24 protein-coding genes are annotated in these 26,985 nt (G+C 34.8%); 7 read left to right on the forward strand and 17 right to left on the reverse strand.

All coding sequences use genetic code 11. The features are described from left to right. The first annotated feature begins 61 nt into the window (after nucleotides 1–61). On the forward strand, nucleotides 62–919 hold the full coding sequence (locus A4G25_RS02640) for a hypothetical protein (protein ID WP_047131180.1): 858 nt from the start codon (nucleotides 62–64) through the stop codon (nucleotides 917–919). A gap of 68 nt (nucleotides 920–987) precedes the next feature. Here the strand turns inward: A4G25_RS02640 and A4G25_RS02645 are convergent, their stop codons facing one another. Together A4G25_RS02645 and nucI are read right to left on the reverse strand one after the other, a co-directional pair. Beyond that, nucleotides 988–1,839 carry an ABC transporter substrate-binding protein gene (locus A4G25_RS02645; RefSeq protein ID WP_047131181.1) on the reverse strand — a complete coding sequence of 284 codons (852 nt, stop codon included), beginning with the start codon at nucleotides 1,837–1,839 and terminating at the stop codon, nucleotides 988–990. Nucleotides 1,840–1,981: 142 nt separating this feature from the next. After that, nucleotides 1,982–2,527: a thermonuclease NucI gene (nucI, locus tag A4G25_RS02650; protein ID WP_165380024.1), complete on the reverse strand. Its 546-nt coding sequence runs from the start codon at nucleotides 2,525–2,527 to the stop codon at nucleotides 1,982–1,984. A gap of 129 nt (nucleotides 2,528–2,656) precedes the next feature. Here nucI and A4G25_RS02655 point away from each other — a divergent pair, with 129 nt between their 5' ends. Further along, complete coding sequence (locus A4G25_RS02655) at nucleotides 2,657–2,887, forward strand: hypothetical protein (protein WP_047131183.1); 231 nt, start codon at nucleotides 2,657–2,659, stop codon at nucleotides 2,885–2,887. Nucleotides 2,888–2,934: 47 nt separating this feature from the next. Here the strand turns inward: A4G25_RS02655 and cls are convergent, their stop codons facing one another. Then, entirely contained in the window at nucleotides 2,935–4,413 is a 1,479-nt protein-coding gene (cls, locus tag A4G25_RS02660) for a cardiolipin synthase (protein ID WP_047131184.1), read from the reverse strand. Nucleotides 4,414–4,696: 283 nt separating this feature from the next. Between cls and A4G25_RS02665 the strand changes: the two genes are divergently transcribed. The 3 genes from A4G25_RS02665 to glnA all read left to right on the forward strand — a co-directional run bounded on the left by A4G25_RS02665 (nucleotide 4,697) and on the right by glnA (nucleotide 7,006). Continuing rightward, nucleotides 4,697–5,056, forward strand: a complete 360-nt coding sequence (locus tag A4G25_RS02665) for a hypothetical protein (protein ID WP_047131185.1) — start codon at nucleotides 4,697–4,699, stop codon at nucleotides 5,054–5,056. Nucleotides 5,057–5,281: 225 nt separating this feature from the next. After that, on the forward strand, nucleotides 5,282–5,647 hold the full coding sequence (locus A4G25_RS02670; RefSeq protein ID WP_047131186.1) for a MerR family transcriptional regulator: 366 nt from the start codon (nucleotides 5,282–5,284) through the stop codon (nucleotides 5,645–5,647). An 18-nt stretch (nucleotides 5,648–5,665) separates the two neighbouring features. Then, on the forward strand, nucleotides 5,666–7,006 hold the full coding sequence (glnA, locus tag A4G25_RS02675) for a type I glutamate--ammonia ligase (RefSeq protein WP_047131187.1): 1,341 nt from the start codon (nucleotides 5,666–5,668) through the stop codon (nucleotides 7,004–7,006). A gap of 380 nt (nucleotides 7,007–7,386) precedes the next feature. On the opposite strand, the gene A4G25_RS02685 is transcribed toward glnA, so the two are convergent. Further along, nucleotides 7,387–8,625 carry a methionine gamma-lyase family protein gene (locus A4G25_RS02685; RefSeq protein ID WP_047131189.1) on the reverse strand — a complete coding sequence of 413 codons (1,239 nt, stop codon included), beginning with the start codon at nucleotides 8,623–8,625 and terminating at the stop codon, nucleotides 7,387–7,389. Beyond that, on the reverse strand, nucleotides 8,626–9,888 hold the full coding sequence (gene hflX / locus A4G25_RS02690) for a GTPase HflX (RefSeq protein WP_047131190.1): 1,263 nt from the start codon (nucleotides 9,886–9,888) through the stop codon (nucleotides 8,626–8,628). Between the two features lie 147 nt (nucleotides 9,889–10,035). Between hflX and A4G25_RS02695 the strand changes: the two genes are divergently transcribed. After that, the gene (locus tag A4G25_RS02695; RefSeq protein WP_047131191.1) at nucleotides 10,036–10,509 is read left to right on the forward strand and encodes a glutathione peroxidase; all 474 of its coding nucleotides are present in this window, start codon (nucleotides 10,036–10,038) and stop codon (nucleotides 10,507–10,509) included. 280 nt (nucleotides 10,510–10,789) lie between these two features. Here the strand turns inward: A4G25_RS02695 and hfq are convergent, their stop codons facing one another. The 9 genes from hfq to mutS form a co-directional block, all read right to left on the reverse strand. After that, on the reverse strand, nucleotides 10,790–11,005 hold the full coding sequence (hfq, locus tag A4G25_RS02700) for an RNA chaperone Hfq (RefSeq protein WP_047131192.1): 216 nt from the start codon (nucleotides 11,003–11,005) through the stop codon (nucleotides 10,790–10,792). Nucleotide 11,006: 1 nt separating this feature from the next. Continuing rightward, nucleotides 11,007–11,957, reverse strand: coding sequence for a tRNA (adenosine(37)-N6)-dimethylallyltransferase MiaA (miaA, locus tag A4G25_RS02705; RefSeq protein ID WP_047131193.1), 951 nt, complete (start codon nucleotides 11,955–11,957; stop codon nucleotides 11,007–11,009). Continuing rightward, on the reverse strand, nucleotides 11,944–12,894 hold the full coding sequence (locus A4G25_RS02710; protein ID WP_047131194.1) for an alpha/beta hydrolase: 951 nt from the start codon (nucleotides 12,892–12,894) through the stop codon (nucleotides 11,944–11,946). The genes miaA and A4G25_RS02710 overlap by 14 nt, the downstream gene beginning before the upstream one ends. A gap of 708 nt (nucleotides 12,895–13,602) precedes the next feature. Beyond that, on the reverse strand, nucleotides 13,603–15,273 hold the full coding sequence (locus A4G25_RS02715; RefSeq protein WP_047131195.1) for a glycerol-3-phosphate dehydrogenase/oxidase: 1,671 nt from the start codon (nucleotides 15,271–15,273) through the stop codon (nucleotides 13,603–13,605). 173 nt (nucleotides 15,274–15,446) lie between these two features. Further along, entirely contained in the window at nucleotides 15,447–16,952 is a 1,506-nt protein-coding gene (gene glpK, locus A4G25_RS02720; RefSeq protein ID WP_047131196.1) for a glycerol kinase GlpK, read from the reverse strand. A 173-nt stretch (nucleotides 16,953–17,125) separates the two neighbouring features. Next, nucleotides 17,126–17,941: an MIP/aquaporin family protein gene (locus A4G25_RS02725; protein WP_047131197.1), complete on the reverse strand. Its 816-nt coding sequence runs from the start codon at nucleotides 17,939–17,941 to the stop codon at nucleotides 17,126–17,128. Between the two features lie 167 nt (nucleotides 17,942–18,108). Beyond that, on the reverse strand, nucleotides 18,109–18,642 hold the full coding sequence (locus tag A4G25_RS02730; protein WP_047131198.1) for a glycerol-3-phosphate responsive antiterminator: 534 nt from the start codon (nucleotides 18,640–18,642) through the stop codon (nucleotides 18,109–18,111). Nucleotides 18,643–18,653: 11 nt separating this feature from the next. Further along, nucleotides 18,654–20,606, reverse strand: coding sequence for a DNA mismatch repair endonuclease MutL (gene mutL, locus A4G25_RS02735; RefSeq protein WP_047131199.1), 1,953 nt, complete (start codon nucleotides 20,604–20,606; stop codon nucleotides 18,654–18,656). 13 nt (nucleotides 20,607–20,619) lie between these two features. Then, nucleotides 20,620–23,229: a DNA mismatch repair protein MutS gene (gene mutS / locus A4G25_RS02740; RefSeq protein WP_047131200.1), complete on the reverse strand. Its 2,610-nt coding sequence runs from the start codon at nucleotides 23,227–23,229 to the stop codon at nucleotides 20,620–20,622. 306 nt (nucleotides 23,230–23,535) lie between these two features. Between mutS and A4G25_RS02745 the strand changes: the two genes are divergently transcribed. Further along, nucleotides 23,536–24,498, forward strand: a complete 963-nt coding sequence (locus A4G25_RS02745) for a glycerophosphodiester phosphodiesterase (protein WP_047131201.1) — start codon at nucleotides 23,536–23,538, stop codon at nucleotides 24,496–24,498. A gap of 44 nt (nucleotides 24,499–24,542) precedes the next feature. On the opposite strand, the gene thiW is transcribed toward A4G25_RS02745, so the two are convergent. Genes thiW through miaB form a run of 3 tightly spaced genes read right to left on the reverse strand, consistent with a single transcriptional unit; the run spans nucleotide 24,543 to nucleotide 26,970 of the window. Beyond that, nucleotides 24,543–25,040, reverse strand: coding sequence for an energy coupling factor transporter S component ThiW (gene thiW, locus A4G25_RS02750; RefSeq protein WP_047131202.1), 498 nt, complete (start codon nucleotides 25,038–25,040; stop codon nucleotides 24,543–24,545). A gap of 32 nt (nucleotides 25,041–25,072) precedes the next feature. Beyond that, nucleotides 25,073–25,429 (reverse strand): YlbF/YmcA family competence regulator, encoded by a 357-nt coding sequence (locus A4G25_RS02755; RefSeq protein ID WP_047131203.1) that lies wholly within the window; start codon nucleotides 25,427–25,429, stop codon nucleotides 25,073–25,075. Next, nucleotides 25,429–26,970, reverse strand: a complete 1,542-nt coding sequence (gene miaB, locus A4G25_RS02760) for a tRNA (N6-isopentenyl adenosine(37)-C2)-methylthiotransferase MiaB (RefSeq protein WP_047131204.1) — start codon at nucleotides 26,968–26,970, stop codon at nucleotides 25,429–25,431. The genes A4G25_RS02755 and miaB overlap by 1 nt, the downstream gene beginning before the upstream one ends. Nucleotides 26,971–26,985 lie beyond the last annotated feature (15 nt).

Raw genomic sequence — 26,985 nt, forward strand, 5'->3', positions numbered from 1 at the left:
GAGATGGATTATAAGGGTACATTTATATTTGTAACTATTTTTTATTAAGGAATGATTTTTTATGTTCATAACGATACTGTTAGCAGCAATTATAGTTTTGCTGCTGGTTATAATTTTTGTATCTAGAGGTATTATGCAGCATAGGTTAGATACTGAAATTTATTCTAAAAACCAACTTGTCAGCAAAGTTAATTCATTACGTTCAGAAGTCGCAGCACTACGAAGCGAAAAGATTAATGATGATAAACAGCAACATCATTATGGTATTCGTAAAGCGAAACAAGAACTTAATGCTATCCTAGAAAAATTTAAAGAAGTTGGCAAGATTAATTTTTTCCAAATTATCTCAACTGGCAACTTGGCTGTTAAACATCCTTTATTTGAGCAGCTGCGTTCTTTTGATTATATTGTCATAACTGATAAAGGTCTCTTAAATATAGATGTTAAAAACTGGCAAGAGAAAACATTCTATCATTTCAGTGCAGAACCAGAAAATGATATTGAGGTTAAAAATGAAAGTTTAGATCAAATTGTCGGTCGTTATATTGTAAACCAATATCAAAGCCAATTTCAGTCATCTAGAAAAGATATCTATACTTTTACTGAAAAAATCAAAAACAACCGAGTAGAATTTGATTTTTACGATCACGATCCATATTTATCCGCTGCAGTTAATTCTAAAGAATTAAAAGATGCTTATGAAAAACAATTCAATAAAAAAATCACAAGTGTCGGTGTAGTTTATTTCAGCGATGGTTCAATCAACATTATCGACGGCCCTGCTGAACGCGAAAAATATGTAGCAACTGCTTCTTCTAAACGTTCTCTAAAAGACGCTGTAGAAGAAATGATAGTCCAGTCTAAACATGATATTTCCGAAAAAGATAGCGAAGTAATTATCAATTATCTTGACCAGTAACATTTTAAAGCATAACAAAAGCCGAGGAGAAAAACTCTCCTCGGCTTTTTGTCTATTAGAAGAATTAATTATTTAAATTCACTTAACTCTTTTACAATATTTTCAGAAGCAATAAGTCCTCTAGATTTAGCCCACGCCAATCTATCAACTTGATGAACTTTATCATTTTCAACTGCTTTTATTTTCTTGTAAGCATCCGCTTCTTTAAGTTTTTCTAAAGCATTTTCATCTTCTTCATCTGACATAATAATTAAACGCTCTGGATCTAATTCTGCAAGTTGATCTGGCGTCATTTGGAGATAGGGACCATCTAAATAAGGTTTATATTTATTCGCATCTTTTTGATCTAGCGGTATATCAAATCCTAAAATTTCTAAGAATTGACCTATATAACTTTTATCACTATGCGCAGCAACACCGATTTTTGTGGGCACCACCGGTAAAGTAGATAATTTTTTATCAATGCTGATATTTTTAGATTCTTCATCCACTTTTTTATTGTGTTCTTCTAAACGCGCCTTACCTTCATCTTCTTTTGATACAGCTTGGCTGACAACTTTAAATGCTTCTAAATTTTCTTTGTAATCGCCACCAAAACTATTCAATAAAATTGTAGGCGTAATTTTATTAAGTTCATCATAAATATCTTTATGACGTGTACTATCTGCAATAATTAATTGAGGCTCTGCTTCACGAAGTTTATTAAGATCAGGATTTTCACGGTCACCAACTGAAATATAATCATTTAAATGTTTACGTACAGGTTCTACCATATTTTCTTTATTTCCATCATCTGCAATTGCAACTGGATTTAAACCTAATGCTACTAAATCATCCACAAATGAAAATTCTAATGCGGCAACACGTTCGACGTTATCTGCAACTTTAGTTACACCTGCTACATTATTTACTTCAACCATAAAAATAGAAACCTCCTATAATTATTTTCATATATAGATTACCCGATCCACCTATTAAGAAACTTTATACACTTTTTCTAAAACACCAAAAAAAGGAGCAATGCTGTTGTATACCAAAAGACATTGCTCTTTTTTCATCTATTTAATTCGAACGGCTCCAAATATTGAGATTTTCATCTTGAGCCTGTTTTTGCGCTTCTTTAAAAACTTCTCTATATTTACCATTCGGCGCAAAATATTTCTCTCTTGCCAATCCTTTTTCGACTAATTCCTTATTATACATATGATCTTTATCCAGCCATACATACGATAAATTGCGTCCATACTGATCTTGTTTTTCTTTATCGTATTCTAAGTATACTGTTTTATGATTTAATGTTTTTTTAGAATAATTCGAAGCTTCTTTACCATAAGGCTGTACCGGCGTATTAGGTTTTACTGTTTCCGGTGTATCCATACCGATCATTCTCACTTTTATTTCTTTGCCATCTTTGTCTGTTGCAATAAATGTATCTCCATCGATGACACGCTTAACTTGGACTTCCTCTTTATCCCCCATAGAACCGCCGCTAATATGCGAACTAGAATTCTTAAAAGGTCCTGAATGATTGAAATACTGGAACCCCAAAACGACAAGCGCGATTACAACGACAGTCAGGATTGTTGATAAAGATTTTTGTTTCACAATAACCACCTGCTTATTTATTAAATTGTACACCGAATTATCATACCGTTTTCCGAATAATATCGTCAATTCTCTAGAGCAAAAAAATTTGTTATGATAGTAGTAATCTAAAAAGAACGAGGAGGCGCCATGATGAATGCCATCAGAGAAAATTTAGTGACGATTGTAGCCGTCGCTGTCGCGATTGTGGTAGGTTTGATACTAGAGTATATATTTAAACTTCCCTTGCTGGTAACTGCTGTAATTGGTTTATTAATGGGAATGTTAATCGGTTTTATTTTATTTATTATCCAGCAAAATCAAGCAAAACACCGCAAAAAAGACGATAATGAAAATAACAACACTAAATATAAAAGAAAGTAAAAAATTCCAGTTCCTCCTGAAATTATGGAGAACTGGAATTTTTATCTTTATAGAATTGGAGTAATCAGTTTAGAGAAACCTTCTTTTAATTTAATCCAATTAGAACGTTCTGCATAACGAGATTTTGTTAATTGAGTCGATAGCGTAACATCATGCTCAAATGCTTTACGCAATTCAACTGCAACATCTTTGTTATACATAAATGCGTTAACTTCAAAATTAAGTTCGAAACTTCTAAAGTCCATATTAGCTGAACCGACACTTGCTACTTCATCATCAATGACCATCACCTTAGAATGAATGAAACCATTGTTATAAGTATAAATTTTAACACCCGCATCTAGCAGCTCTGCTGCATGATAATATGTCGCCCAGTATACAAAAGGATGATCTGGCATATCAGGAATCATTAAATGAACTTCTACCCCTGAATTCGCTGCCATTTTAATCGCATTAATATATGAATTATCCGGAATAAAATACGGACTCTGCATATAAATAGATTTTCTCGCTGAATTAATCATTTTTGTATATCCGAATTCAATTTCATGCCATGTATCATCAGGACCGCTTGAAGCAATCTGAATTGAAACATCCCCATCTTCATCTTTCACTGGGAAGTATGCTGGTTTTAATTTTAAATGTTCACGTTTAGATTGTGAGTTCCAATCCATTATGAAGCGAAGTTGCAATGCATCTACAGCGTTCCCTTTAATTCTGGCATGTGTATCTCTCCAGTAACCAAACTTTTTATTCAAACCTAAGTATTCGTCTCCTACATTAAAACCTCCGATATAGCCGATTTCTCCATCAATCACAACAATTTTTCTGTGATTTCGGTTATTTGCTCTAAAATTAATCAATGGCAATTTGCTTGCAAAGAATGATTCTACTTGGCCGCCTAATTTTCTAAAGCGGTTAAACTTTCTGAGGCTTAGATTTTTAGACCCTAAATCATCATAAAGCAATAATACTTCGACGCCTTCTTCAAGCTTTTGTTCTAAAGCATCTATAATACGATGACCTAAACCATCTAATTCAAATGTGTAATACTCTAGATGAATATGATTTTTAGCCTGTAAAATATCTTCAATCATTTTATCGTAAAGTTTATGACCATCTACGAAAATTTCAACATCATTATCTTCAGTTAAAAATGCTGGTTGTCGTGTTAATAACATATTGACCAAATCATGATGTTTTTCAACGATTTCATTATCCGTTTGCAAGTTATGGTGCTTAACTTGGTATCTTTGTTCATTCAAAATACTTTCGAATTCTTCTATATCCTTGCGATAATTTTTGTAGAGTTTATTTTTCGATACTCCTCTGCCAAATAAAATGTATAGGAAGAATCCTAATACCGGTGCAATAAATAAAATAAATAGCCATGCCCAAGTCGAGCTTGTGCTTCTGTCTTTAATAAAAATAATATTAAAGGCAACAATCAGGTTTAATATCGTAAACAGAATAAAAATTCCTGTTAAGATATCACCAAGAATACCTGGCACCTCAAATGCGAACATGCAATCACGCTCCTTCTTTCTGTGTTTTTAATCATTTGTTAGTTTAAAATTTAATAATTTCAAGCCTTAAAATACTTTTCTGAAGTTTTATTAAAAAGATAGGTTACAAAGATATGTAGCCATTTTAACATCTTTAAAACGACATTACTTCATCTAGCACTATGCAAGATCCCAAATTGTGTAAAATGTAGGTGTTTTTTCGTAGATTGACCGAAAAATCTGAAATTATTATGTTTAACTGAGTAATGGAATAGGTATTACTGTTATTAAGGAGTGATGATAAATGCCAAACACACAAAAAATTAAAAGTTATTTGAATGAGAAAGTTGAATTTATTAATGAAACATTTGATGATCTATACCAAAACGCAATCAACCCTAACAACAAAGATATTTCAAAATCAGAAATTATCTTATTAAGTGAAATTTTCTCAACATTAGAAGCAGTAGATGGTTTTGTATCAACTCATGATGATGTCGAAAATTTAGAGTTTAAATCTTACGCTCAAGAAGCGCGTAAATTTTATGATGAATTAGCGAAAGTAGCAAGCGATGAATCAAAAGACAAATCACATTTAGGTCAAGAATTCGAAAATTATTTAAATAAATACGAAGATGTTGTTGCTAAAATCAGCAACCTTTAATTTGATACGGATTAAAAACAGGCATGCTTTAATCAGCATTGCCTGTTTTTTTATGATTAAATTTTGACAATTTGCAGAAAATTTATACAAGCCTTGTTACTCACCCTTTCAAAACCTTGATTTAACAGCATTCGAACTTCATGTCAGAAAACCTTACATATTTTTGTAATACTGAAAAATTTATGCTAAATTAATATCAAGTTCAAAAATAGAGGTGATGGAACATTGTCAAAAGATGCATTGCGCAGAAATATGGCCGTCTTCTCTATGAGTGTCGTAAATCAGTTGACCGAACTGACACCGAGACAGATACGTTATTACGAAACACATGGACTCATTAAACCAGAGAGAACATCAGGCAACAAAAGACTATTTTCAATGAATGATTTAGATCGCTTATTAGAAATCAAACGTCTTTTAGAAAAAGGGTTTAATTTAAAAGCAATTAAACAGATTTTAATGGATGATGAAAGTCATTTATCAAGCGAAGAAATCGCATTGAGAAAGCATGTTATCGTAGAAGCAACTCAGAAACCACAACAAGAAGCTATACCGTTAAATCGAGGAGATCTTTCTCGGTTTATCAAATAAAACATTGGAGGATTTATAATGCCAAAACGTTCATTTACTAAAGATGATATCCGCAGATTTGCTACTGAAGAAAATGTAAGATACTTACGATTACAATTCACTGATATTTTAGGAACAATCAAAAATGTTGAAGTACCTGTCAGTCAATTAGAAAAAGTATTAGATAATGAAATGATGTTTGATGGTTCATCAATCGAAGGTTTCGTAAGAATTGAAGAATCAGATATGTATTTATACCCTGATTTAGATACTTGGGTTATTTTCCCATGGACAGCAGGACAAGGAAAAGTTGCGCGTCTAATCTGTGACGTTTATACAACAGATGGCGAACCATTTGCTGGGGATCCGCGTAACAACTTGAAACGTATACTTAAAGAAATGGAAGACTTAGGATTTACAGATTTCAATTTAGGACCTGAACCTGAATTCTTCTTATTCAAATTAGATGAAAAAGGCGAACCTACTTTAGAATTAAATGACCATGGCGGTTATTTCGACTTAGCACCTACTGATTTAGGTGAAAACTGCCGTCGTGATATCGTGTTAGAACTTGAAGATATGGGATTCGATATTGAAGCCAGCCACCATGAAGTTGCACCTGGCCAACATGAAATCGACTTCAAATACGCTGATGCTGTCACTGCATGCGACAACATCCAAACATTCAAATTGGTAGTTAAAACAATCGCACGTAAACATAACTTGCATGCTACATTTATGCCAAAACCATTGTTCGGTGTAAACGGAAGCGGTATGCACTTCAACGTTTCTTTATTCAAAGGAAAAGAAAATGCATTCTATGATCCAAACGGCAGAGAACAAATGACTGAAGAAGCTTACCAATTTATTGCTGGTATCTTGAAAAATGCACGTGGATTCACTGCAGTCTGCAACCCGCTTGTAAACTCTTATAAACGTTTAGTTCCAGGATACGAAGCACCTTGTTATATTGCATGGAGTGGTAAAAACCGTTCTCCATTAGTTCGTGTCCCTACTTCACGCGGTTTATCTACTCGTGTAGAAGTACGTTCAGTAGACCCTGCAGCTAACCCTTACATGGCTTTAGCAGCAATCTTAGAAGCTGGTTTAGACGGTATTAAAAACAAAATGAAAGTTTCAGAACCTGTAAACCAAAACATTTATGAAATGAACCGTGACGAACGTGAAGCAATCGGCATTGAAGATTTACCTTCAACTTTATACACTGCTTTGAAAGCAATGCGTGAAAATAAAACTATCAAAGATGCTTTAGGTTCACATATCTATAACCAATTTATCAACTCTAAATCAATTGAGTGGGATTATTATAGAACTCAAGTCTCTGAATGGGAAAGAGAACAATACATGAAATTGTATTAAGCTTGAGCACAGCTTTATCGCACTTTGGTGCTAAACAAATGGGGTGAAAAAGAGGCCATAACGGCCTCTTTTTTGTTATCTTAATCTTTTATTTCTTGTTATTTTGCCTAATTTATAAAGAATGAAGATAACTGCTACAAGATAGACTGCAAGTACAGAATAGAAAAATACATTACCTAAAGATCTAGCCATTTCAAAACAAATTACCATTAATAACGATAAAACAAACAATAAGGTGCGGTAAGTTAAGACCATAGTGTCTCCTCCATTTTATTTACTTCATGCACCTTCTTTTTCTCTCACATGTTCACTTTAAGTATACATTACTTTTCTTGATATAAAATAAACCGCTGCAATATTTTGCAACGGTTTTCTTAATATTAAATAAGTCCCTCTTCACTCATTTGTATTACTGCTCTTGTAACAGCTAACTTAACATGTTCATATGTCAATCCGCCTTGCACATAGGCTTCATATGGAGGACGAATCGGACCATCTGCTGAAAGTTCAATTGAAGAACCTTGCACAAAAGTACCTGCTGCCATAATAACGTCATCTTCATAACCTGGCATATAACTAGGTTCTGGACTAAAATGTGCATTAATCGGTGAAGCTGCTTGGATACATTGGCAAAAACGAATCATTTGCTCTGCTGTATCAAATTGGACTGTCTGTATTAAATCAGTTCGAGGTGTATCAAAAGCCGGTACTGTCCGCATGTTCAGCTTAGTAAGCAGCAAGCTCGTAAATAAAGCACCTTTTAAACTTTGACTGACTACATGCGGTGCTAAAAAGAAGCCTTGATACATACTTGGTAATTCATCCAATGAAGCACCCGCTTCTCTCCCTATTCCAGGTGCTGTCAAACGATAACCGCATCTTTCAATCAAATCTAATCTGCCGGCGATATAGCCGCCGATACGTGCCAAACCGCCGCCTGGATTTTTAATCAATGAACCTGCTATTAAATCAGCGCCTACTTCAACAGGTTCTCTTTCTTCCACAAATTCACCATAACAATTATCTACAAATACAATCACTTCTGGGTGTGCAGCCTTAATTTGAGAGATAGCACGCTCAATTTCACTTACAGTTAAGGATGGTCGTTGATCATATCCTTTAGAGCGTTGAATAGCTACGACTTTGATTTTCTCATTGATTGTATCTAAAACTTGTTCCACGTCGATATATCCATCAAGTGATAACGGTACTTGACGATACGCTACGCCATTTTCTTTCAAACTGCCGATACCATTTCCATTTACGCCAATTACTTCTAAAAGTGTGTCATATGGATTTCCAGTAATATATAATAACTCGTCTCCATGTTTCAAACAGCTTTGTAATGCAATCGTAATTGCATGTGTGCCTGAAATAATTTGAGGTCTGACTAAGGCTGCTTCAGCTTTGAATGTTTGGGCATAAATTTCTTCAAGATGATCACGACCGATATCATCATAACCATATCCTGTAGTTCCCTGTAAATCTGATTCCGATGCTTTGACAGCATGAAATGCATCTAATACTTTCGCTTGATTGCGAAAAGCCCTTTCTTCTATATCTCTAAAAAAGGGCTGTAAAGTTGCTTCTGTTTCTTGAATCATTTGTTCTAAGTTCATTTAATCTTGCTTCTTTCCTTCATCATTTGATTTTTGTCGATAACCTTCTACAGTGTAACTCTCATCTTCTTCATTAAAATCTAATTGATTAATAATGGTATGACGTTTTAAGAAATAAAGTCGATCTGCGTTATCTGCAGGCACCGTTTCTGTATAAGGTTCCATTTGTTTTTCTACTTGTTCGATTAAAAGTTCACGCACACGTTCTCTATCTTCTTCATTTTTAGCTGAAACGAAAACATTTGGTAGTTGAGAAGCAGGTGCAGCTCCTTCATGCATATCCTTTTTATTGAAAATCACTGCTTGCGGTATTTTATCCATATCTAAGTCACCGATAATACGGTTGACCGTATCAAATTGAGTACGGTAATCTTCATTACTTGCATCCACTACGTGCAATAGCAAATCAGCATCGCGCGCTTCTTCTAATGTTGATTTAAACGCTGCAATTAATGTAGTCGGCAGCTTTTGAATAAATCCAACAGTATCAGAAATAATCAAATTGAAACCGTCATTGATTTGTATTTGACGTGTTTTCGGATCTAATGTCGCAAAAAGCAAATCTTTTTCAAAAGTTGATTCATCCGCTAGAATATTGAACCAAGTTGATTTTCCAGCATTTGTATATCCTACTAAAGCAACTTGGAAAACATGATTTTGACGACGTTTGCTGCGGTAACGTTCGCGATGTTCAACAGTAGCTTTTAATTGATGTTTAATTTCATTCATTCTGCGGCGTATATGACGACGGTCTGTTTCAAGTTTTGTTTCACCAGGACCTCTCGTTCCGATTCCGCCGCCAAGTCTTGATAAGCTTTTACCATGGCCTTGCAAGCGCGGCATTAAATAATCTAATTGTGCTAATTCGACTTGCAATTTACCTTCTTTACTGCTGGCACGCATGGCGAAAATCTCTAAAATCAGTTGCGTTCTATCAATAATTTTGACACCCAGCGTATCATTTAAACTCTTAGATTGTGATGTTGTCAATTCATCATTGACCACTACAACATCGACATCGTACATTTCCACAAATTCTTTTATTTCATATTGCTTTCCTTTACCAACATATGTTTTTTCTTCAATGCGGTCTTTAGATTGTGTAATTTCTCCGATTACATCTAAACGACATGACTCAGAAAGCGCCTTTAATTCTTCCATAGTAGAGGCAAAATCATATTCTTGTTCATCATATGCATCTACACCGACAAGAAGTGCTTTTTCTACTGTTTCTTCTGTATTATAAATTTTTTCTTGAGGCAAAAAATAATCCCCTTTCTCTAACACTCTTTATTCACAATTCTTATTTAAATTAAATACGCGTAATCCTTACCTATTCTATCACAGTGCATATGGAAAGACTATTACTGTGAAATATGATACCTTTGTCACAACGAGGTGAAATTAACGATGAATATATATGACATTGAAGTAACTAAAGTAAACGGTGATACATACCGTTTAGGTGAATATAAAGGTGATGTAATGCTGATTGTGAATACTGCAAGCCAATGCGGATTCACACCGCAATTTGAAGGATTACAAGCTTTATATGAAAAATATAAAGACCAAGGGTTCACAGTATTAGGTTTCCCTTGCAACCAATTTGGAAAACAAGAACCTGGCAATGGGCAAGAAGCCATGCAGAATTGTAAAATCAACTATGGAGTAACTTTCCCAATGCATGAAAAGATTAAAGTAAATGGAGAAGAACGTCACCCACTATACAAATTCCTAACAGAACAGCAAAATGGGTTCTTTAACAGTAAAATCAAATGGAATTTTACAAAATTTTTAGTGGATCGCGACGGAAATGTAGTTAATCGTTTCTCTCCGCAGAAAAATCCAAGCCAAATTGAATCTGATATCGAAGCTTTATTATAAGCTCTATCAATAACGAATTAATAGATTCTCTTATTAAATCAATTCAAATAAAGACCGCACGTCACAGCTCTTTCAATACTTTTTGTATTGAATACCCACTGTTGCGTGCGGTTTTTTTAATAAACATAATTTATCTTCAATTAATAAATATACAGTTAATAAAACCAGTATTTCATTGCGTTCCAATTTTATCGTCGCGCTTTAAAAAATGGTTGCAATATTACTACAGGTGTCGTGAAGCGTCAGCTTATTTATTAAAACTGTATAAAGCATTTACCAATTAAGCTTCTACAGCAGAAGGCTCTTGTGTAAATGTGCTGATTGCGTGTTTATAAATTAAATGATTTCTACCTTGGGACAAAAGATTTACAACGGTGTCATCAAAATCTACAATTGTTCCTTTCATTTGGAACCCATTCAATAAGAACACAGTTAATTCTTCTTGTCCTTCTTTGAATTCTTGTAAAATTTTGTCTTGGATGTTTTTATCTGTCATTTTAACTCTCTCTCCTTTTATTTATTCGGGCAGTAATTTCATCTAATATCAATGGAAGCGATGTTTGCGCTCTATCAAACCATTGAACATCCATTTTATTTTTAAACCAAGTCATTTGTCGTTTAGCATAATTTCTAGAATGCTGCTTCAACTTATCTACTGCCTGGTTAATTGGAATCTCATGATTGATAGCCGGTATAATTTCCTTATATCCGATGGCTTGCATACTTTGACAGGATGTATAACCCTGATTCATCAGCTGCTCTACTTCTTTTAATAAACCGTGTTCTAACATGCTATCCACACGACAATTTATTCGTTGATACAATATTTCGCGCGACATTTCTACCCCTACTAATAATGTATCATAATTTTCTGTAAATTGAACTGTTTTCTTGCGATTACTTAAAAGTTTTTTTGTTTTCAAGTAATATTCCACTGCACGCAATACTCTTTTACGGTTATTAGGGTGAATATCTTCAGCAGAATCCGGATCAAAAGATTTTAGATAATCATGCAGCGCTTCGTTAGAAAGTGGTTCTAATTGTGTCATCTTTTCTTTAACTTCTTGTTCTTTTTCAGGAGATATCTCTTCTTTATCGAAAGGATAATCATAAATTAATGATTGTATGTATAATCCAGTTCCCCCAGCAATAATTGGAATATGGCCGCGTTCAGTAATTTCTGCAATCAATTTTTGAGCACGTTCTTTAAAAGCAAACGCAGAGAAAGGTTCGTCAGGATTTAATATATCAATTAAATAATGCGGAACTCCCTGCATTTCATCTTCAGTCACTTTTGCAGTTCCAATGTCCATACCTCTATAGACTTGCATAGAATCACCGCTGATAATTTCACCTCCTATTTTTTTAGCTAATTCTATGCTTAATTCTGTTTTTCCTACAGCTGTAGGACCCACTATTACTACTAACAAGGGTTTATTTACTGCCATTTTGTTCACTCGCCTTATTTTTCTTCAATATATTTTTCTTAATCCAGTCGTACATGTTATTCCATGTTTGGTTATAATCTTCTTCAAAAAGAATTTCATGACGTTTATGGCGATAAAGCTGTACTGTAATATGATGTATGCCGTTGCGTTTCATGACAACGCCTAATCTTCGGATACCTTTACCATAATCACCAAATGGATCTTCTTTTCCTGAAATTAAAAGAACCGGTAAGTCAGGGTTCATTTTTTTAATTTCAGATGGTTTGCTTGTTTTCATCATTTCATGAATCGTTTCATAAATCACTTGGTTAGAAACTAAAAATCCACAATACGGATCCTCGCAATATTTGTCAACTTCATCTCTTCTAGTAGATAACCAATCACTATTGGTTTTTGCTTCAGGAATACGTTTATTAAAAGGCTTGAATGCTAAATCATTAACCCATTGCAATCTGCGTCTTTTTCCTAGTACCATCGCAATCAGTTTCATTCCAACCGCTAACAAGTTTCCTTTAATTTTCGGAAACAGTCCTGTTCCTGTCAGAATCAAACCTTGTGCAGTGTCTGGAAACATTTCAACGTACTTTCTTGCGATAATAGACCCCATTGAATGACCTAATACTATGTATGGAAGTCCTTCGCGTTCTGGATACAAGGTTTGCAGGATTTCATATGCATCTGAGGCCACGATTTGAATGCTGTCGTAATGCCCGCGTTCTCTTTCAATAATATCTTTACCGTGACCGCGGTGGTTGTGACGAATAACGTCATAACCTTGTTGGTTTAACGATTCAACAAATAAGTCATATCGTCCCATGTGTTCAGCCATACCATGAAAAATATGTACGATGCCGATTCTTTCTTTGTTGGCTTTATCGAGTTTTACTTCAATATTAGTACCATCTTCAACTGTTACTTTAAAAGTATTTGGACACATGTATTTTTTACCTCCTGATCTTTCTTGCTACTATACGATTTGCGTGAAATTTTTCATGCACTGTCTATTCATTCTTATAAACTATTATGCCACATCCGCTCATGATTTTCATTATGTCTCATACCTCGAGAAAGGATTAAGCATGACTTAAAATAACTTTACCAAGTTAAGTAGATACTTAAAAACAAACAACTCATACCTGTTTATAATGTTCAAATTTCTTCGAATGATAATTATACATTATCCTCCGTTACTTCCTCTGATTCAGGTGATAAAAGAGTTTTAGCGGAATTTTTATACAAATTTAAGATAAACATGTCAACTTTCAAGAATATATTTTAATTGATATAGAATCTGGTAGTGAAAGCAGCATTGAAACTAAGAATAATATAACTTACAATAAAAGAAAAAAATAATAAAAAAGAAAGTACATCTATGGAGTGCAAAAGATGCGGCAGCAAAGATTTTTCAGAAGCGATACAGTATATGAAAATAAAGGAAAACAAATTATCATTAAAGGGTTCAGATGTTAAATATACGTTTTGTAAGAAATGCGGATTAGTAAAAGAAATAGAGGTTATTGAGACTAATAACTTCAAATAATTAAAATAAAAACTCCCCATAAAGTTTCCACTTTTTAAGTGTCTACTTTATAGGGAGTAATTTAAAGATTGGCTTTTCTTTTTATTCTAAGTTTGCTTTTAAGATTTATTTTTCAGCAGGTTGATTATTACCATGTGTTGCTTCTTCGATTGCTTCATTTAATTCTTCAGTATAAAGCGCACGTTGTTCTGCATCATAATTCAACAATTGTGACATGACATCAATGACTGCTTCTTTGTATTTTTTAACGTCTTCGATATCAAAATATAACATACCTGTTCGACGAATTAAGAAGTCTGTTGGTTTATAAACCATTTCATTTTGAATACCGTAAACAAGCTCAGCATAAATTTCAAGTGGTAAACCAGAGTTTTGATATTGTGCTGTATATGCAATTTGGTATAACGTATCCGCATTTGAACCATAACGTCTAGCAATATCTTCAGCTGTTTTATAATCTAAGTTGAATTCTTCACCTTCAGCTGTTTTTTCTTTTACGAATTGCTCATAGTTAGCACTGCCGCCTACATCGCCACCAGAAATTTTAAGTTCTTTTGTTTCACAAGGTTTGAATTTTAATTTGTATTCTTGTTGCAGGCGTTTAGAAACTAAATCTACAATGCCTTTAGCCATGTGGCGATAACCTGTCAATTTACCACCAGCGATAGTAAGCAAGCCAGATTTACCTTCCCAGATTTCATCTTTACGTGAAATTTCTGATGGGTCTTTGCCTTCTTCTAAAATTAATGGTCTTACACCTGCCCAAGATGATTCGATATCTTTATCTTCAATATCTAAACCAGGGAACATATAGTTCACTGCATCAATTAAGTAATCACGATCTTCTTGAGTTGGAAGCGGTGATGTTTTGTCATTGTTATAGAACGTATCTGTTGTACCAATATAAGCTTTTCCTTCACGCGGAATCGCAAAAATCATACGTCCATCTTTTTCTGTATCAAAATAAACCGCTTGTTGTAATGGGAATTTAGATTGATCAATAACAATATGCACACCTTTTGTCAGACGTAATTGTTTGTTGTTTTTAGAGTAATCTGCACTGCGTACTTCATCCACCCAAGGTCCGCTTGCATTGATGACTTTTTTAGCGTGAATTGTATATGGTTCATCTGTAAGCATGTCAGTCACTTGAATACCATTTACTTTTTCTTTGTCATCATAAGTGAAATTCATAGATTTTGTATAATTTAAAATATCTGCACCTTTTTCAGCTGCACGTTTTAATACTTCAATCGTTAAACGCGCATCGTCAGTACGATATTCTACATAATAACCGCCGCCTTTAAGACCATCTTTTTTCACTAATGGTTCTTTAGCTAACGTTTCTTTTTTACTCAACATTTTTTTACGTTCTGATTTTTTAACACCTGCTAAACGATCATACATTGCTAAACCGATAGAAGTAGAGAATTTACCGAATGTACCGCCTTTATGCATTGGTAATAACATCCACTCTGGTGTTGTTACATGCGGTCCATTTTCATAAACGATTGCTCTTTCACGTCCAGTTTCAGCTACAACCCCAACTTGCAGCTGTTTTAAGTAACGTAAACCGCCATGTACTAATTTAGTTGAACGAGAGCTTGTTCCTTGCGCAAAGTCTTGCATTTCAACGAGTGCTACTTTCATGCCGCGTTGTGAAGCATCTAAGGCAACCCCTGCACCTGTAATACCTCCACCAATAATTACGATGTCATACTCTTTGTTCTTAAAATTGTCTTTAATTTCATTTCTTTTCAAAGTCGATAAACTCATCTAAAACGCCTCCTAATTATAATCAGTACATGCATGAGACAAGCTCTTCATTCTAAAAACCAAAGTATTAAAAAATGAGAGACCTATCCCATACATTTCATAAAATTGTACGAACAGTTCTCTCATTCTCGAGTACATTTATTAACTTGTCTTTATTGTAGCATACTTTAAATTTAGTCGTCTAATTTAAATACTTGTGTTGCTTCAACCGCTTTTTTCCAGCCTTTATATAATTTTTCGCGTTCAGCTTCAGGCATTTTCGGTTTAAATGATTTTTCTAATTTCCAACGGTTTGCAATTTCATCCTTGCTTTTCCAATATCCAACCGCTAAACCTGCTAAGTAAGCTGCACCTAATGCAGTTGTTTCTTGGATAACTGGGCGTTCCACTTCGATATCTTCAATATCTGCTTGGAATTGCATTAAGAAATTATTTTTAACAGCGCCACCATCGACACGTAAATTTTCTACTTTGATATCTGAATCTTTTTCCATTGCTTCAATAACATCACGTGTTTGATAACATAAAGATTCTAATGTCGCACGTACAAAATGTTCTTTTTCCGTACCGCGTGTAATACCGAAGATTGCACCACGTGCACTAGGATCCCAATACGGAGTACCTAAACCTACAAAAGCAGGCACAACGTAAACCCCTTCTGAAGATTCAATACGGTTAGCATAATTTTCTGATTCAGGTGCAGAATTAATCATACGCAAGCCATCACGCAACCATTGAATTGCTGAACCTGAGACAAAAATTGAACCTTCTAAGGCATAATTGACTTCTCCATTCAAGCCAAATGCGATTGTTGTTAAAAGGCCACTGTCAGATTTGACCGCTTCTTTACCCGTATTCATCAACATGAATCCGCCTGTACCATACGTATTTTTCACATCGCCGCGTTCAAAACATGCTTGTCCGAATAATGCTGCTTGCTGGTCGCCTGCAATACCTGCAATCGGCACCTCTTGTCCGAAGAAATGATAGTCTTTAGTTTTCGCATAAATCTCACTTGATTCATGAACTTCAGGCAACATTTGTTTAGGAATATCAAGAATTTCTAATAACTCGTCATCCCATTCTAAAGTATGGATGTTGTAAATCAATGTACGACTTGCATTGGTATAGTCTGTAATATGCGCTGCCTTACCAGATAATTTCCAAACCAACCAAGAATCAATCGTACCAAACAATAAATCACCATTTTCAGCTTTCTCACGTGCACCTTCCACATTATCTAAAATCCATTTGATTTTAGAACCAGAGAAGTAAGGGTCTAAGACAAGACCTGTTTTTTCACGGAATGTATCTTCATAACCTTGGTCTCTTAAGCTTTGAATAATATCTTGAGTCTGACGTGATTGCCAAACAATCGCGTTATAAATCGGACGACCGGTATTTTTATCCCAAACGACTGTTGTTTCACGTTGGTTTGTAATACCAATACCAGCGATTTGATTGGGATAAATATTGTCATTGTTCAATACCGTAGCGATTACTGATAATACAGAAGTCCAGATTTCATTCGCATCATGTTCAACCCAGCCGTTATTTGGGAAATGTTGTGTAAATTCACGTTGTGCTGTTGTGACAACTTCTCCTTCTTTATTAAATAAAATTGCACGAGAACTTGTCGTACCTTGGTCTATCGATAAAATATATTTTTCTTTTTCCATTGTCATAACTCCTTATGTCGGGAATTACAAACAGCAGTTTAAAATTCAGCAAGTAACACTTTTCATGAAATGAATATTAAAAAATTTGCTGTTTGCCCCTCTTTATTAGGTGATGAAAAAGTTTTCCACTTACTTCACCGATTCAATCAATATTGTTAATAACCCCAAAATCTTTAATAAATAGTGCCGATATCTTTTTTGTCAATCTTATTTAAAAATACCCCAAAAATTAATGTCACTGCAGTTAAAATAATTGCCACTACTGACATTGTATCAAATGCACCTTTATATGCCGCTCTATAAATACAAGCACCTAACATACCGCCTGCAATCGGTCCTAAAACAGGAACAATTGCATATGACCAGTTTGATTTGCCTTTACCAGCAATTGGTAAAATAGCATGAGCGATACGAGGACCTAAATCACGCGCCGGGTTGATGGCATAACCTGTTGGTCCGCCTAAACTCAAACCGATAGCAACGATTAAACCGCCGACAATAATCGGATTCAAACCATCTGTAAACTTATTAATACCGATAAATAACAAACCTAATGTTAAAGCTGCAGTACCGATAATTTCACTGAAAAAGTTGGCATAATAATTTTTGATACCAGGATCTGTACAAAATACTGCAAGTTTTGCACCTTGATCTTCTGTTACTTTCCAATGAGGCAAGTACATCAACCAAACAAGTACCCCTCCGACAATACCGCCAAGCATTTGACAAATAATATAACCTGGCACTTTATACCATTCAATACCGCCATCCATCGCAATAGCCATGGTTACAGCAGGATTCAAATGAGCACCAGAAAACTTACCGACTGCATACACACCTAACGTTACGGCCAAACCCCAGCCTAATGAAATGTTAATCCAGTCGCTGCCAAACCCTTTCGATTTAACGAGGTTCAAGTTTGCTACAACCCCGCCCCCAAATAAAATAAGAATGGCAGTACCTAAAAATTCTGCAAAATATGGATTCATCTATTTTCCTCCTTAAAAGAAGACAAAAAGACCCCTACATAATCCCTTAATAATGTAGAAGTCTCCAATCTCTCTTATTAAATATTAACTTATAAACAGAATATACTTTCATGAAAGCGTTGTCAATTATTTTCTTAAATAAAATCAATAATATGTTTGTGAATAATTTACCATAATGATTTATTACTAGTCGTAACATATTCCGCGCCACTTGAAATTGCGGCTTCCACTTCACTTTCAAGATCAATCAAACCGCCTGCAATTACTGGAGTTTGTGTTTCTTGATTAATAATGCTGATAACCTTGCTTGCAACACCCGGCAGCACTTCAACATAATCAGGCTGTACTTGCTTAATTAAAGCTATACTGCGATTCAAAGCATGGCTGTCAATCACGAAAATACGTAAAATCGTTGTCACTTTTAAAGATTTTGCTTTTTTAATCACTTTAGGTTTTGTTGAAACAATCCCGGCCGGTTTGAATTTTTGAATAATATATTCACAACCATACTCATCATGTGCTACACCGCGCGTTAAATCCACATGAATATAAGTTTTCAATTGCTTTTGTGCTAATAAATCCATAATCCCTTGCAAATGACCGATATGTGCATCTAGCAGCACACATCTTTCATAATCTGTTTTCAGTAATTTTTCTAAATCTTTCATTTCACGAATTGCTGGTAATATGTGAGGATTCATCCTTTTCTCCTTTACATGATGCGTTTAAATAAGCGTTCTAATTCATAATTTGAAAAACTGATGATAATCGGTCTGCCGTGCGGACAAGTAAACGGATCTTCCATTTCACGCAGCTGATCAATCAAATCAGCCATTTCATGATTTCTTAAATAATGATTCGCTTTAATGGATTTCTTACAACTCATCATAATTGCCGCTTCTTCTCGAATTTTCTTAATGTCCACTTTGCGATGTTCTAACACATATTCTACCATGTCCTGAATAATTTCTTGTGCTTCTTCTTTAGGGAACCAAACCGGATAGCTGTTGACGATATAATCGTGACTGCCGAATGGTTCAAGATGAACACCCACTTTATCTAATTCTTCTTTATATTGATTAATAATCATTTGTTCATCTTTTGAAAAATGAAATGTCATCGGAATTAATAAATTCTGTACTTCATTCGTCACTTCACCGATTTTATCACGGAAATATTCGTATTTAATTCTTTCTTGTGCAGCATGCTGATCTATCATAAACATGCCTGTTTCATTTTGCGCAATAATATACGTACCATGCACCTGTCCCACAACTTCCATATAAGGTACACGGCGATGCGGTTTTGCATGCTCTGTTTCACGTACATCATTTTCCGAAATGTCTTCTGATGACGCAGTTTTAGTAGATGCTGCTTCATTTGAAGTTGCTTCAGAATCAAATACACCTTCACTGTTTTCAGTATTTCCCTCTAAATCTTGCAACACCGCGCGTTGATTGTCTTGATAAGAACTTTCAGAATTGTTATCTGCTGTTCGTTCAGTTGGCTCGTACGATTTTGCGTCACTATTCTCGCTTACACGGTCAGCTTCTTCGACATCTTTTTCAGCAGAAGCATTTGCAGCAGTACGATTTTCAAAATCAAGTTTTTGTTGTTCGAATACATCTAACACTTTATTTTTCTTATACAGCTTATTTTCATCATTATGCGGAATGAGGATTTTATCTTTGAATGCCTCTTGAATTTTTTGGACTATCAATTGGTAAAGTTGTTCTTCTTTTGATAATCGTACTTCTAGTTTTGTAGGATGCACATTGACATCTACTAGTATAGGATCCATCTCAATATTGATATAACAAATCGGATAACGACCGATAGTCAATAACGTATGATAGCCTTCTACGATAGCTTTATTCAATACAAAGTTTTTAATATAACGACCATTGATGAAAATGGAAATATAATGACGATTACTGCGTGAATGCTCTGGTTTTGCAACATAACCTTCCAGATGATAATCGCTCGTATCTCCTGTAATATGCACTAAGTCTTTTGCCACTTTCATACCATATATTTCTGCCATCACTTCATTTGTACGGCCAGAACCATTGGTTTTAATCAATACTTTATCATCTGATGTCAAAGTAAAACGTACATGAGGATGGCTCATAGCCATACGGTTCACAATATCTGTGATTTTTCCTAGTTCAGTATATAAGCTTTTGACATATTTTAAGCGAGCTGGTGTGTTATAAAATAACGATTCAACTAAAATATCAGTACCTTTTTTAGCTTTGGCTGGTTTTTGTTCTAAAATCGCACCATCTTCGGCATATATTTCATGACCGCTTTGCCCATCCGTACACGTACGTAACGTGACTTTAGCTACAGATGAAATACTGGCAAGTGCTTCACCGCGAAAGCCTAGTGTGCGAATATGGAACAAATCACTATCTTCATGCAACTTGCTTGTCGCATGGCGGTGGAACACGAGTTTGAGGTCATCTTCTTCAATTCCTGTTCCGTTATCTACAACACGAATCGATTCGATACCAGATTGCTTAATCTCTATGTTAATTTCAGTTGCTTTGGCATCAAGGGCATTTTCCAACAACTCTTTGACGACAGAGCCTGGTCGTTCTACTACTTCACCTGCTGCAATTTTATTTGCCAGCGATGTTTGTAATTCTTTAATATTGCCCATGATTTCTCACCTCTTATTTTAATTGGTTTTGAAGTTCGCTGAGTTTATTGAGTGCTTGAAGCGGTGTCATATTAGAAATATTGATTTTTTTCAACTCTGCTTCAATTTCACTTTCAACAGGCGGTGTTTCAAATAAATCGAACGCACCTTGTTGGAATTGCTCAGTCTCAGGTTCTTTTTTATCTTGAATCCCTTCTGTTTCAGGTTCTTTAACAACAGACTCAGTTTGCTGCAAGTGGCTGATTTGAGGCTGCGGTTTCTCTTTTTCTTCAAACGCATCTAAAATTACTTGTGCACGTTCAATCACACGATCAGGTAAATCAGCAAGTTTTGCAACTTGAATACCATAACTGTCATCAACCGCGCCATCTTTTACTTTATGCAAGAAAATCAATTCGCCATGATATTCATTTGCGGCCACATGCACATTTTTTAAACATTCTAACGATTGATCTAACGCTGTTAATTCATGATAGTGTGTTGAGAATAACGTTTTAGCATGCGAAGTTTCTGCGACATATTCAATCATAGCTTGTGCGAGTGCTAAACCATCAAATGTAGATGTACCGCGTCCAATTTCATCAAAAATAATTAAACTGTCTTCTGTCGCATAGGATAAAGCTTTTTGAGCTTCTAACATTTCGACCATAAACGTACTTTTACCAGAAACTAAATCATCAGCTGCCCCGATACGTGTAAATATTTGGTCGAATATCGGCAATACAGCAGAGCCACAAGGTACATAAGCCCCCATTTGGGCCATAATACTAATAATTGCCACTTGGCGCATATAAGTCGATTTACCTGACATATTCGGTCCTGTAATTAAGTAAATAAATTGCGCATCATCAAGCCGGCAATCATTTGGCACATAATCATTATAATCCATTACACGTTCTACAACCGGATGTCTTGAATCTACAAGGTCCAATGTTTTGTCATCACTGAATTCAGGACGTACATAATTATATTTTTGTGCAATTTCTGCGAAGCTTTGCAGACAATCAATCTCTGAAATTAATTTGGCTTGTTTTTGCAAACGTTCAGTATACGTTTTAACTTCTTCTCTTAATTGCGCAAAAAGTTGATATTCCAATTCAACCGCTTTATCTTCAGCACCTAAAATGATATCTTCTTTTTCTTTTAATTCATCTGTAATAAAACGTTCCGCATTAGAAAGCGTTTGTTTGCGGTTATATCCATAATCTGCAGGTTCGAATCCTTTTAAATTCGCACGTGTAATTTCAATAAAATAACCGAATACTTTATTAAAACTAATTTTTAACGATTTGATGCCTGTACGTTCACGTTCTTTAGCTTGGAGCTGAGCTAACCACTGTTTACCGTTAACTGAGGCTTCTAAATATTCATCTAGCTGTTGATTAAAACCTTGTTTGAACAACCCACCATCTTTAACTGAAATCGGCGGTTCTTCGACTAAACTTTTTTCAAGTAAATCCAACAAGTCATTTAAAGGTTCTAATTGACGGAATTGTTCTGGTAATGCTTCATCAAAATCATCTAATAACACTTTGATATTCGGTATCTCAGCGATTGAATGTTTGAGTTGAATTAAATCTCTCGCATTCACATTGCCATAACTCACTCTGCCCACTAAACGCTCAATATCATATACTTGATTCAAATAATCTCTAAGCGTATCACGTTCGATAAAGCGGTCAATCAATTGAGAGACTGCATCTAATCGTTCATTAATAGCATGTTTATAAATCAACGGACGATCAATCCACTGTTTTAAACGACGTGCACCCATTGGTGTTTTCGTTTCATCCATCAGCCACAATAACGTCCCTTTTTTAGACTTCAAGCGTATACTCTCTGTTAATTCCAAATTACGTTTTGCGTAATAATCCATTTTCATATAATCTACTGCTTCGTATGCTTGAGCTGCTTCAATATGATTCATATTACGCTTTTGCGTATGATGAATGTAATCAAGTAATAATTGTACTGCTTGGTGCATCAATTCATCTTCTATTTGGTTCACTTCATAAGACTCATTGCTGATTTCATCTACGACAGTGATTGTTTCAGTTGCTAAACTCATCTGCTGTTTCAAACTATCGCTGACTTGTTCAGCAGTTACAATTTCATTAGGATTGATGGTTGTAATTTCATTTAATAACATACTTTCATCATTAAATTTTGTTACTTTCAACTCACCTGTTGACACATCACAGTAACTCACTGCAATCGTTGAACCGTCTTTAATAAAACTCAATATATAATTATTTTGTTTTTCATCCATACCGCCTTGATTCATAATCGTACCAGGGGTTACAACGCGAATGACTTCCCTTTTCACCATTCCTTTTGTTGTTTTCGGATCTTCCATTTGTTCGCAAATCGCGACTTTATAGCCTTCATTAATTAAAGTTTCAATATAACTTTCAGCTGAATGATAAGGTACGCCGCACATAGGGATAGGATTTTCTTTTTTGGCATCACGTTTGGTTAACGTGATTTCTAAGACTCTAGATGCTTCTTTCGCATCTTCAAAAAACATTTCGTAAAAATCGCCTAATCTGAAAAATAATAAGCAGTCTTGGTATTGTGATTTAATCTTTAAATATTGCTGCATCATCGGCGTTACATTTGTCATGATTCTTAACCATTCCTTCTATAATCGGTTTAATTTCGTTTGAATTTAATATATTTTATACATTTTTGATGTAATAAGCAATCAATACATATTACGTTTCTCTTAACTCATCTATTTTAACAAATTCTTAGTTTTCATACGAGTTTCAAATTTTCATGATATACTTATTCAAAACATCTTATAATTTTAGTTAATTGATTTTAAACATGTAGTAAATCTATATAAATTTATAGTTAAACTTAAAATATTGCATATATCTTTTTGTTATATTAATTATAGACTTAAAAAAGGAGATGAAGTTTCAAAATGAAAATACGTAAACTATCAGTTACATCAGCAGTGCTATCTGCATCTATTCTTTTTGGTTCTCAAGGAGCTTTAGCAAGCGGCGGAGGCATGGGTCCTGTTTCATCAGATTCATCTGCTGCACAAAACACTGCACAACAAGACAAAAATGTTTTGGCTAAAAATGTCGCAATTGCACATCGCGGTGCAAGTGGTTATGCACCTGAACACACTTTTTTTGCTTATGATAAAGCTAAAAATGAGTTAGGTGCAGATTACATAGAATTAGATTTGCAAATGACAAAAGATGGTAATTTAATTGCGATGCATGATGAAACAGTTGATCGTACAACAGGCGGCAAATTCCATGGTCCTGTCAAAAATTATACGACAGCACAGTTAAAACAAATGGATGTCGGCAGCTGGTTCAATCAAAAAAATCCGCAGTATGCCAATCCTAAATATGCCGGTGCTCAAGTACCCACTTTAGATGAAATTTTAACGCGTTATGGACCGGATACGAATTATTATATTGAAACGAAATCTCCAGATGTTTACCCTGGTATGGAAGAAAAATTATTAGATACGTTGGACAAACATGGCATGTTGGCACCTGATAAGTTGAAGAACGGTCAAATTGTGATTCAATCCTTCTCTCAAGAAAGTTTATTAAAGATGAAAAAATTGAATCCGAACATACCTTTGATTCAATTAACTGATGTTTTAGAAATACCGCGCTATACAGATAAAGATTTAGATTATATTGCTTCTTATGCTAACGGCGTCGGACCTGAATATCATGATGCGACACCTGCTCAAGTTGAAAGACTGCACCAGCATGGTCTGCTTGTTCATCCTTATACAGCTAATACCAAATTAGCGATGCAGAATTTAATTAACGCAAATGTGGATGGCGCTTTCTCTAATTATATTGACCAATATATCCAGTTAAGAGACCAGTCAAATATTCAAAGTGCATATTAAGTGAAGAAATCCGCTTCAGATTGCGTTTCTGAAGCGGATTTTTTCTAATCTTTAGGCAGCCATTTTTTCAATTTTCCTTTTTTAAATAAAACCATTAAAATGATATAACTGATAAATGCCCCTAGTGCACTTGATGTTATGAATGCAAGCATCAATGGTTTAATCGCTACTTGATGCAAACCAATTACCCAAGCTAATGGGATACACATAAAGCTTCCGATTAACCCTGTACCGATAACTTCACCGAATGCTGCCATAAATAAGTGTTTACGATAACGGTATAACAAACTGGCAAGCAATACACCCACCATACTGCCGGGAAATGCAAAAACAGAGCCTGTACCGAACATCATTCGAATCACAGAAGATAAAAATGCTTGTGCTAATCCATACCATGGACCCACAAATACCGCACATAAAACATTCGTCATATGTTGTATGGGCGCGGCTTTAATAGGTCCTAATGGGATGACAATAATACTGCTTAAAACTACATTAATCGCAATGAACATTGAAGTTAAAGTAAGTTTTCTCACGTTCATGTTTTAACGCCCCTTCTAGTTTTAATCGTTGTTTATTGGTCTTGATGTGCTGCGTTTAAACGATCGGCCATTGTATTTATCATCATCTGCAATAAATCATTTGCGTCAGATTGTGCTTCTCTGAATTCAGTCACAATCGGCAAAGCATCTATTTTTTCTTGAATCTGTGCAATCTCTGCTTCACTACGTTTATACGCTTCTATTTTTCCATAATTTTGTAAGTTAACAGATTGTTTCTGTCTTTGTTTTAAATCTTTCATCCATTCATCAATATGATGATTACGATGAATTTGGGTTTCAACACGCTGATAATATTTCACGGTGTCTAATTGTTTAATTTGGTCACTGAGCTTTTCGGCTTGCGCTAAAATGTCTTTTTTATCATACATTAAGCTTTCACCGCGCTTGATTCATGGAGATGCAGGAAAGTACCATTTAATGAATATTGTTTCGCTTCGTCAATTTTAACGTCCACTAATTTACCGACAACTTCTTTAGGACCTCTGAAGTTCACAAGTTTATTTTTGTCTGTATAACCCGCTAGAACTTCGTTATCTTTTTTACTGCTTCCTTCACATAATACCGTCACAACTTGTCCTTCATAACCTTTTAATGCACGTTCTGAGTAGTAGCCTACTTTTTGGTTCAAACGTTGCAAGCGTTCTTTTTTCACTTCTTTTTCTACATTATCTTTCATACGTGCAGCAGGTGTACCATCACGTTGAGAGTATAAATACGTATATGCATGTTCAAATTCGACTTCATCATATAAAGATAATGTTTCTTGGAATTGTTCTTCAGTTTCATTTGGATAACCCACAATGATATCTGTTGTCAGTGCGACATCTGGAATTGCAGTTTTGATACGATTTACAAGGTCTAAATAACTTTCTCTTGTGTATTTACGGCCCATGATTTTCAATACTGCATCGTTTCCTGATTGTACTGGTAAGTGAATATGCGGAACAATATTACCGCCTTTTGCGATAACTTCAATCATGTGGTCAGTGAAATCCCAAGGATGGCTAGTTGTGAAGCGGACACGTGGAATATCAATTTTAGAAATGTCTTCGAATAAGTCACCTAAATCATATTCAATATCTTGAAGATCTTTACCGTAAGAATTAACGTTTTGACCTAATAAAGTAATTTCTTGATATCCTTGTCGTGCTAAATCTCGTACTTCATCAATAATGTCTTGCGGGCGTCTGCTACGCTCTTTACCACGAGTAAACGGCACAATACAATATGTACAGAATTTATCACAGCCATACATAATATTCACCCAAGCTTTGAAATAATCATCACGAACTTTAGGTAAATTCTCAATAACGTCGCCTTCTTTTGACCATACATCAATGACCATTGCTTTAGACATATAGGCTTCTTCAAGAATTTCTGGTAATTTATGAATATTATGTGTACCAAAAATCATATCTACGTTTTGATAAGATTTTAAAATTTTATTTACAACTGATTCTTCTTGTGACATACAACCGCATACACCAATTAAGCAATCTGGACGGTCGCGTTTTAAATGTTTCAAATTACCGATTTCACTGAATACTTTATTTTCAGCATTTTCACGAATAGCGCATGTATTTAATAAAATCACATCTGCTTTTAAAATGTCTTCCGCTAAAGTATAACCAAGTGCTTCAAATATCCCCGCCATTACTTCTGTATCATGAGCATTCATTTGACAACCAAATGTTTTGATGAAGAATGTACGGCCTTTGCCCATCTCTTTAAATCTCTCATCGATTTGGAAATCACGATTATATTGAACATCTTCTTTACCACGTTTTTTCGCTTCTTTTAAACTTGGCGGTTGATAAACTGTTTCGAAATATTGACTATAATCTTTTTCTTTTTTATTTCGTTGTGCAATAACATCTAAAGAACCTGCTTTTCTTTGTTCTTCATTCACTTCGCAAAATCCTTT

The sequence above is a fragment of the Staphylococcus condimenti genome (genome assembly GCF_001618885.1).
Classification (GTDB): domain Bacteria; phylum Bacillota; class Bacilli; order Staphylococcales; family Staphylococcaceae; genus Staphylococcus; species Staphylococcus condimenti.